This is a genomic window from Candidatus Cloacimonadota bacterium, assembly GCA_011372345.1.
Lineage (GTDB): Bacteria > Cloacimonadota > Cloacimonadia > Cloacimonadales > TCS61 > DRTC01.
Map to the genome: position 1 here is coordinate 1 of DRTC01000306.1, position 2,432 is coordinate 2,432.

Here is a 2,432-nt window from a genome sequence, read left to right on the forward strand (position 1 = left end):
GCATCAAAGTTCCGCTCAGGTGGAAATTACCGGGAATTCCGGTTGCCTGATGAACTTCCAGAACTTCATCAAAGCCGCTTGTGTCCTGTGGGAATTGTCCGTAAAATACTTCCGAATAAGTTAATCCCTGATTTCCATGATGAACAAAAGCAGCATTACCTCCGCGACGATCTGAAGTATATTCTCCGCGAAATGTATCCGCAATTTTTCCATCGATGAGAGTTGTCAGGATGAAAACAAAATCCTGTAATTCATATTGTTCCGTGAGTTGTGACCTGATTTCCAATAAATTGTTTTTGGGTGTTCTCAAATAAAAAATATCATTCTCTTTTTGCGAGAGTTTATTTATCTTCAAAGAAGTCAAGACAGGTGAATGTTTCGATTTCTTATTAAAGATATTCAGATGCAGATAGATATTTTTTCCGCTGAAATTATCCTGTAAAATCCTGTTATCCTGTCTGATGATCATATTATCGAAGGTTATTCTGATAAAAAGATTCCTATCTTCTAATTTTGCAAAAACAGAAGTGATGTCTCCAAAATCAAGATTGCAGTCCCCAACTTCATCAAAGGCGATGAAATCCTCCTTCTGCCAGTTCATGGGATTGCCTGTGATCTCGAATCCGAATAGGTTTAACGAAGATAATAAAAGTAAAAGAAAAGTATAAATTTTATGCATTTGAACCTCCAAAATCACGGAACACAAATTGTTTGACTAGGAAAATAAAGTAAAGGAAAAACTGGTTTGGGGTTGAAATCCGGGTTTTGCTGGGAGCTTTTTCCCCGAGCTAAAGCATCCCGAAACGAGTTCGGGACAGGCAAGGGCAACTCATGAATTGCCAGGCCTTTTAAGGCGTGGATAGAAAGGATAGGAAGATAATCCAAATAGTTCTTCAGGATTTTAACCATCAGTAAGGTTTCGAGTCTTCTTAATCATCCGATCTACTGATCTCCGACCATGTATGAGTCCATATTAACATGATCATGTCATTACTTCCACCTATCCAATCTCCATTCAACCTCACATTGTTTTCATCAAGTATTGTAAGGGTCCAACCCATACATACTTGGATAATTAATACCTGTCCTGAAGAACCATCAGCAAGAGAAAGAGTCGTGCCACCTTCATCAGCGACAATATGGTATAAAGATTTTGCGGGTATTAATGTATAGGTGGAATGTCCATCAAGATTTATAAATCCTCTTCTGAAAGCAACAGTTCCATTAACTTCGAGATTGGCTCCGGGTTCATCTGTGCCGATACCAACATTCAGGAATCATAATAAATATCGTTACCCACTTCCAACCAATAAGAATCCGTTGATGTTCCAACCGGAGTTCCGTTGATTATAAATCCGGAGGCTTCCACAGTTCCAACAACTTCTAATTTTGTTGATGGTGCTGTTGTCCCCATTCCGACATTGCCGTTTTCTTTATAAACATCATCTCCGACTTTTGTCCAGTCTCCGTCTGTTTTTGCATAAGGGACACTTCCGAACCTGGTTCTCGGAGACATTTCTCCATCGGAATTTACTTCGATCCCGATCCAGCGATCAGGCTCATGGAACAGAGTTTCGGGAATGGAATTTACCGCTCCGAGAAATACATGAAAAAGCCCGTTGGAAACATAAACAGGATTTTGCGTTTCGGACCAGAGAGCAGTTCCGCTGGTGGAATCTGCATAAACAGCGAAAGCTATTGCCGTTGGTCCATTGATTGGATTTTCCGAATCATCAGTTAATCTTCCCTGAAAATCGATCAGGTTTGGAACATCAGCGGATAACATTCCAATTGCCAGTAAAATACCGACAATAACGACCACGAACATTTTTTTTGTTAATCATTCTTTTCCTCCGTTGCTTTTGGGATTGTAACCCTGGTTTTAGTTTTTCCTCTTGTTCCCAAACTCCGGTTTGGGAACACAATTGTATCGGAAACTCTGTTTCATCTACATTCAGAACAAAGTTGTATCATTCCCAAACAGGAGTTTGGGAACGAGGAAAAACACAGAATGCAATTCTGTGCTACGAAATTAATTCACAGCCGTCACCCGATAGAATTTCTTTTCACCAACTACTTCGCTCCAACCTGTATCGGAACCTGTCCATTCTACTGTTGGAAATGTTCCATAAGGATCCGTATCGGAATAAACTTTGTAGGAAGTTGCTTCCGGAACAGCGTCCCAGGAAAGATGGACATCATCTGATTCTATCCAGATGGTCAGATTTTCCGGAATAGAGATTGAAAGACCGAGTTCTTCATCATGAGTTGAATTCGTATAAGGAATGAAAGTAACCAATCCCAGACTTTCACTGTCATTTTCGTCATAAACCTGATCATCTATTTCCGACTGAATTGTAGTTCCCCAATAAACATAGGAAGCGGTAACATCAGAAGTTCCGTTGTAAAAATCATAAAGTCCGTTTCCGTAA

Annotated in this window: 2 protein-coding genes; both read right to left on the minus strand. The window is 40.0% G+C overall.

Annotated elements, in window-relative coordinates:
- Positions 1-679 (minus strand): hypothetical protein (locus ENL20_05965; protein HHE38101.1); only part of this gene is annotated, 679 nt, incomplete at its 3' end.
- Positions 680-1,270: 591 nt separating this feature from the next.
- Positions 1,271-1,828, minus strand: a complete 558-nt coding sequence (locus ENL20_05970) for a hypothetical protein (GenBank protein HHE38102.1) — start codon at positions 1,826-1,828, stop codon at positions 1,271-1,273.
- Positions 1,829-2,432 lie beyond the last annotated feature (604 nt).